This window comes from Streptomyces sp. NPDC058221 (assembly GCF_042882365.1).
In the GTDB taxonomy this organism is placed as follows: domain Bacteria; phylum Actinomycetota; class Actinomycetes; order Streptomycetales; family Streptomycetaceae; genus Streptomyces.
The window spans coordinates 1-5,776 of the sequence record NZ_JBHVWF010000259.1; the positions used below are offsets into that span (position 1 = coordinate 1).

Annotated in this window: 6 protein-coding genes; all 6 read left to right on the plus strand. The window is 70.3% G+C overall.

Annotated elements, in window-relative coordinates:
* Positions 1-118 precede the first annotated feature (118 nt).
* A complete protein-coding gene (aroA, locus tag ACFVW8_RS38060; protein ID WP_389698446.1) occupies positions 119-1,363 on the plus strand; it encodes a 3-phosphoshikimate 1-carboxyvinyltransferase in 1,245 nt (414 codons plus the stop codon).
* 63 nt (positions 1,364-1,426) lie between these two features.
* Positions 1,427-1,918 (plus strand): nucleotidyltransferase domain-containing protein, encoded by a 492-nt coding sequence (locus ACFVW8_RS38065; protein WP_389698454.1) that lies wholly within the window; start codon positions 1,427-1,429, stop codon positions 1,916-1,918.
* Between the two features lie 102 nt (positions 1,919-2,020).
* The gene (locus tag ACFVW8_RS38070; RefSeq protein ID WP_389698448.1) at positions 2,021-2,785 is read left to right on the plus strand and encodes a hypothetical protein; all 765 of its coding nucleotides are present in this window, start codon (positions 2,021-2,023) and stop codon (positions 2,783-2,785) included.
* A 73-nt stretch (positions 2,786-2,858) separates the two neighbouring features.
* Positions 2,859-4,121, plus strand: coding sequence for a 1-deoxy-D-xylulose-5-phosphate reductoisomerase (gene dxr / locus ACFVW8_RS38075; RefSeq protein ID WP_389698450.1), 1,263 nt, complete (start codon positions 2,859-2,861; stop codon positions 4,119-4,121).
* Complete coding sequence (locus tag ACFVW8_RS38080) at positions 4,118-5,428, plus strand: M50 family metallopeptidase (protein ID WP_389698452.1); 1,311 nt, start codon at positions 4,118-4,120, stop codon at positions 5,426-5,428. The genes dxr and ACFVW8_RS38080 overlap by 4 nt, the downstream gene beginning before the upstream one ends.
* Before the next feature lie 184 nt (positions 5,429-5,612).
* Positions 5,613-5,776 (plus strand): flavodoxin-dependent (E)-4-hydroxy-3-methylbut-2-enyl-diphosphate synthase (locus ACFVW8_RS38085; protein WP_384136865.1); only part of this gene is annotated, 164 nt, incomplete at its 3' end.

The following is a 5,776-nucleotide window of genomic DNA, read 5'->3' on the forward strand; positions in this document are numbered from 1 at the left end:
CCGGGTGTAAAAGGACCGGGTGTTCGCCGCTGGCCAGGGCCGCGCGGCCGGGGGGGGGGCCCCCCGCGGTGTGGGCCCCCCCCGCCGCCGCGCGTGCGGCACGGCAGGATGAGCAACCGTGACCGTCATCCACGTCCCCGGTTCCAAGTCCGTCACCGCGCGCGCCCTCTTCCTGGCCGCCGCCGCGAACGGCACCAGCACACTCCTGCGCCCGCTGAGCTCCGACGACACCGAGGGCTTCGCCGCAGGGCTCACCGGCCTCGGCTACGACGTGGTGCGGGAGGCGGACCGCTGGACCATCGAGGGACGCCCGTCCGGGCCCGCCGCCACCGACGCCGACATCTACTGCCGCGACGGCGCGACCACGGCCCGCTTCCTGCCCACCCTCGCCGCGGCCGGCGCGAGCGGCAGCTACCGCTTCGACGCCTCCGCGCAGATGCGCCGCCGCCCCCTCGCCCCGCTCACCGAGGCGCTGCGGACACTCGGCGTCGACCTCCACCACGAGGAGGCCGAGGGCCACCACCCGCTGCGGATCACCGCCGCGGGCATCAAGGGCGGCGAACTGACCCTGGACGCCGGGCAGTCCAGCCAGTACCTCACCGCGCTGCTGATGCTCGGACCGCTGACGGAGACCGGACTCCGGATCACCGTCACCGATCTGGTGTCGGCGCCCTACATCGAGATCACCCTGGCGATGATGCGCAGCTTCGGCGTCGAGGTCACCCGCGGCGGCCCGGACAACGCCGTCTTCACGGTGCCGCCCGGCGGCTACCGGGCCACCACGTACGCCGTCGAACCGGACGCCTCCACCGCGAGCTACTTCTTCGCCGCGGCGGCCCTCACCGGCCAGGAGGTCACCGTCCCCGGGCTGGGGAAGAACGCCCTCCAGGGAGACCTGCGGTTCGTCGACGTGCTGCGCCGGATGGGCGCCGAGGTACATACGAGCGCCGAGTCCACCACGGTCCGCTCCACCGGGACGCTCCGCGGCCTCACCGTCAACATGCGGGACATCTCCGACACCATGCCGACGCTGGCGGCGATCGCTCCGTACGCCTCCGGCCCTGTGCGCATCGAGGACGTCGGCAACACCCGGGTGAAGGAGTGCGACCGGCTGGAGGCATGCGCAGGGAACCTGCGGCGGATGGGCATCACCGTCGCGACCGGTCCGGACTGGATCGAGATCCGGCCGGGCACCCCGAAAGCCGCCGGGATCGCCACCCACGGCGATCACCGCATCGTCATGTCGTTCGCCGTAGCCGCTCTGCGGACCCCCGGCATCAGCTACGACGACCCCGGGTGCGTACGCAAGACCTTCCCCCGGTTCCACGAGGTGTTCGCCGACTTCGCGAAGCCGACGAGCTGACGGTGAACGGGCCGGGAAATCCCGGGCACGGGCCGGCGGGGGAGGGATAGGCTCCGCGGCATGATGTCCGCTTCCGATGTGCTCTCTGTCCTGTCGGCGCTCGGCGAGGCCGGTACGGACGTGGTGATCGCCGGCGGCTGGGGAATCGACGCGCTGATCGGCGAGGAGACCCGCGACCACCAGGATCTCGACCTGCTGTTCCGCCAGGAACAGGAACCCGCCCTCGTCGCCGCCCTGGCGGCCGCCGGTTATGCGCAGACGCTCGACTGGCGCCCCGCACGGTTTGTCCTCAGCCACGAGTCCGGGCTCGAAATCGATCTGCACCCCCTGCGGTTCGCCCCCGACGGCTCCGCGGTCCAGTCGTCGCTCGACCCGCAGGAGCCCTTTCACTACCCGGCGGAGTGCTTCGTCACCGGCGCCATCGGCGGAACAGCGGTGCGCTGCATCTCGGTGGGCCGGCAGGTCGAGTTCCACCGGGACTACGAGCCCCGCCCGGCCGATCTGCACGACATGGCCCAGCTCCGCAGAGTGTTCGGCGTCACGACGCATTTCTGAGCGCGACGGGCCCGCCGGTGCGCGGGACCTGCGGCATGAAGCACAATCGGGCGTCGGCCAGGAGCACGACGGACAACGGGACATCAGCGAATGGGGACAGGCATGTACGGGGCGAGGAACCTGCCGGGACGGCGCCGGGCGGCCGTCGTCGGCATGGCGGCCGCGCTGGCTCTGGGCGTATCGGCCTGCGGCAGCGACGACGACAGCGCGGGCGGCTCCGCCGGTGCCGGCAAGGACGGCAAGTCCTCGGCCGGATCCTCCGCGCCCGGGGCGCGCGACGAGGCGCGGCTGAAGGCCGCCTCCTTCACCGACGGCGAGAAGGCCGGTTCCTACACCGCGTCCGAGTACGCGCTCGACGGTCCCCTCAGCGACGCCTACACCGCCGACCCGGCCGGCTGCCAGCCGCTCGTCAGCCTCGCCGGGGAGGTCAGCGACCCCGACCCCACCGCCCAGGTGCAGCGCAAGGCCGACATCCCGGCCGAGATGGTCTCAGTCACCACCGACATCACCCTGCGCAGTTACGGGAAGGGCGGGGCCGACAGCGTCATGAAGGCACTCGGCAAGGCGGGCAAGGACTGTGCCGGAGGCTTCACCGAGCAGCGGGCCGTCGCCCGCGCGAAGTACCTGAAGGTCGAGCCCGCCAAAGCCCCCGCATTCGCGTCCGAGACCGACGGGGTCAAGGCGTACCGCTTCACCATCCTTGACGTGAAGGGGCAGGACAAGCTGTACGAGTACCTCACCGTCGTCCGCTCGGGCTCGACCACCCTCGCCTTCCGGGCGGAGATCAGCTCCACCAAGGACATCGGTGGTGTGCCGCCGGAGATCATGGCCGCCCAGTGGTCGAAGTTCCGCGCGGCCAAGGGCTGAGGCCCCGGTGAGCGAGCTGCCACGACCCGGCGCCGGGGGCGCACGGTCCACGCGCCCGGCGGATGCGGCAACAATGGGGGGCATGAGCGACAGCCCTGCCCCCCTCGCCGACCCGCACCTCGTCTTCGACGCCGTGGAAGGCCGCCGGGATCTCGTCATCCTCGGCTCCACCGGGTCCATCGGCACCCAGGCCATCGACCTGGTGCTGCGCAATCCCGACCGTTTCCGTGTCACCGCGCTGTCGGCGGCGGGCGGCCGGGTCGCCCTCCTCGCCGAACAGGCGCGCCAACTGCGGGTGGACACGGTCGCGGTGGCCTCTCCCGAAGCCGTGCCCGCGCTGCGCGAGGCGCTGCGTCAGGAGTACGGAACGCAGGAGCAGCCCCCCGAGATCCTGGCCGGACCGGAGGCCGCCACGGAACTGGCGGCCAGTGAGTGCCACACCGTGCTGAACGGGATCACGGGTTCGATCGGCCTCGCCCCCACGCTGGCCGCCCTCAAGGCGGGCCGCACCCTGGCACTCGCCAACAAGGAATCGCTGATCGTCGGCGGTCCGCTGGTCAAGGCGCTGGCCGCGCCCGGGCAGATCATCCCGGTCGACTCCGAGCACGCCGCTCTCTTCCAGGCGCTCGCGGCAGGCAAGCGCGCCGATGTGCGCAAGCTCGTCGTCACCGCGTCCGGTGGCCCGTTCCGCGGCCGCACCAGGAGCGAGCTCGCTGACGTCACGAAGGAACAGGCTCTCGCCCACCCGACCTGGGCCATGGGCCCGGTCATCACGATCAATTCGGCGACCCTGGTCAACAAGGGCCTTGAGGTCATCGAGGCGCACCTCCTCTACGACATCCCGTTCGACCGGATCGAGGTCGTGGTCCACCCCCAGTCGTACGTTCACTCCATGGTGGAGTTCACCGACGGCTCCACCCTCGCCCAGGCCACCCCGCCCGATATGAGCGGACCGATCGCCATCGGCCTCGGCTGGCCGCAGCGGGTCCCCGACGCCGCCCCCGCCTTCGACTGGTCGAAGGCCTCGGCCTGGGAGTTCTTCCCGCTGGACACCGAGGCCTTCCCGTCCGTCGGGCTCGCCCGGCACGTGGGCACCCTGGGCGGCACCGCACCGGCGGTGTTCAACGCCGCCAACGAGGAGTGTGTGGACGCGTTCCTGGCCGGGCGGCTGGCATTCAACGGCATCATGGACACCGTCACCGCGGTGGTGGCCGAACACGGAACGCCCCCGACGGGAACTTCCCTCACCGTCGCGGACGTCCTTGAAGCGGAGGCCTGGGCACGGACCCGGGCCCGGGAACTCTCGGCCAAGGCCGCAGCGGAGGCGCGCGCATGAGTATGACGTCGGTCCTGTTGACCGTTCTGGGTATCGCCGTCTTCGTCATCGGACTGCTTTTCTCCATCGCCTGGCACGAGCTGGGACACCTCTCGACAGCGAAGCTCTTCGGCATCCGCGTCCCCCAGTACATGGTCGGCTTCGGCCCGACGATCTGGTCGCGCAAGAAGGGCGACACCGAGTACGGGTTCAAGGCCATCCCGGCGGGCGGCTACATTCGCATGATCGGGATGTTCCCGCCTGGGCCCGACGGCCGGATCGAGGCACGTTCCACGTCGCCGTGGCGCGGCATGATCGAGGACGCCCGGTCGGCCGCCTTCGAGGAGCTGGAACCGGGGGACGAGAAGCGCCTCTTCTACACGCGCAAGCCGTGGAAGCGCATGATCGTCATGTTCGCCGGACCGTTCATGAACCTGATCCTGGCTGTCGCGATCTTCCTCGGCGTGGCCATGACCTTCGGGTTCCAGACGCAGACGACCCAGGTCGCCGGCGTCCAGAAGTGCGTGATCTCGCAGAGCGAGAACCGGGAGACCTGCAAGACGTCCGACCCGGTCTCGCCCGCACAGGCGGCCGGGCTCCGGGAGGGCGACAAGATCGTCGCCTTCAACGGCACCAGGATCGACGAGTGGTCCACGCTCTCCGACCGGATCCGCGACACGATCGGCCCCGCCACCATCACCGTCCAGCGCGACGGCCGGGAAGAGACCCTGCACGCCGTGCTCAGGAAGAACGCGGTGGCGAAGAAGGACTCCGACGGTGAGGTCGTCCCCGGGAAGTTCATCTCCGCCGGCTATCTGGGATTCGCGGCGCAGACGGAGATCATCCCGCTCTCCTTCGGCGACTCGGTCGTCCGCATGGGCGACATGATCGAGAACGGTGTCGATTCGATCATCGACCTGCCGTCCAAGATCCCCGCCCTCTGGAGCGCGGCCTTCTCGGACGGCGACCGCGCGGCCGACTCCCCGGTGGGCGTCGTCGGCGCGGCCAGGATCGGCGGCGAGGTGATGACGCTGGACGTCCCGGCGCAGAACCAGATCGCGATGATGCTGTTCCTGCTGGCCGGCTTCAACCTCTCGCTGTTCCTCTTCAACATGCTGCCGCTGCTGCCGCTCGACGGCGGGCACATCGCGGGAGCGCTGTGGGAGGCGATCCGGCGGAACGCGGCGCGCGTCTTCAAGCGCCCAGACCCCGGCCCGTTCGACGTCGCCAAGCTCATGCCCGTCGCCTATGTGGTCGCGGGAATGTTCATCTGCTTCACCCTGCTCGTGCTGGTGGCCGATGTCGTCAATCCGGTCAAGATCTCCTGACCGGTGCGACGGACGTGCCTGCTGTAAACCGAGTGACGGCGGATGCGCATGATGCGTCCGGTCGCCCACATTTTGTGTGGCCGCCGGACGCCGTGTGCCTCAGGTTGCCCTCGGTGCCGTAACCTCGAAGGTCGGAGCCCGCCGATCTCGGGACCTTGATCCACACCTTGGGGATGCTCAGCGCATGACTGCGATTTCTCTCGGAATGCCTACCGTTCCGACCCAGCTCGCCGTACGGCGGGTCAGCCGCAAGATCCAGGTCGGGTCGGTGGCGGTCGGCGGGGACGCGCCGGTTTCGGTGCAGTCGATGACGACGACGCGTACGTCGGACATCGGTGCGACGCTGCA

What these genes read in the sequence shown, in the direction of transcription:
- ACFVW8_RS38065 (WP_389698454.1), top strand. Translation starts at nt 1,427, where the DNA reads ATGTCCGCTTCCGATGTGCTCTCTGTCCTGTCGGCGCTCGGCGAGGCC.
- ACFVW8_RS38070 (WP_389698448.1), top strand. Translation starts at nt 2,021, where the DNA reads ATGTACGGGGCGAGGAACCTGCCGGGACGGCGCCGGGCGGCCGTCGTC.
- dxr (WP_389698450.1), top strand. Translation starts at nt 2,859, where the DNA reads ATGGGGGGCATGAGCGACAGCCCTGCCCCCCTCGCCGACCCGCACCTC.
- ACFVW8_RS38080 (WP_389698452.1), top strand. Translation starts at nt 4,118, where the DNA reads ATGAGTATGACGTCGGTCCTGTTGACCGTTCTGGGTATCGCCGTCTTC.